The sequence below is a fragment of the Paraburkholderia sp. SIMBA_030 genome (genome assembly GCF_046535245.1).
Lineage (GTDB): Bacteria > Pseudomonadota > Gammaproteobacteria > Burkholderiales > Burkholderiaceae > Paraburkholderia.
Map to the genome: position 1 here is coordinate 1 of NZ_JAWRXB010000501.1, position 273 is coordinate 273.

A 273-nucleotide genomic window follows, 5' to 3' on the forward strand; every position below is an offset into this window, starting at 1 on the left:
CTCACGGAATCGCGCCGCACGCGTGCGTTGTCCGACCGGCTGATTGCATTCCACGCGGCCGATGCGGCACTGGCGGCCTGCACCGCGCGATTGCTGCGCGGCGGGGCTCCGTACCTGGACGAACCCGCATCATCCGCCGAGCCGGATGCATGGCGACGCACGCCCGCGCTGGGTGCCGCCGAAGCGTTCGCCCCGTTCGCGGCCTGGCCGATGGCCGCGCAGCCGCCGCGTTGCCTGATCGAAGCCTGGCGAGGCGTCGGTCCGCAACATAGT

General features: G+C 72.2%; 1 pseudogene. It reads left to right on the forward strand.

The window, feature by feature from the left end:
- Window positions 1-273, forward strand: a pseudogene (locus SB772_RS40965) (hypothetical protein); the annotation flags it as partial.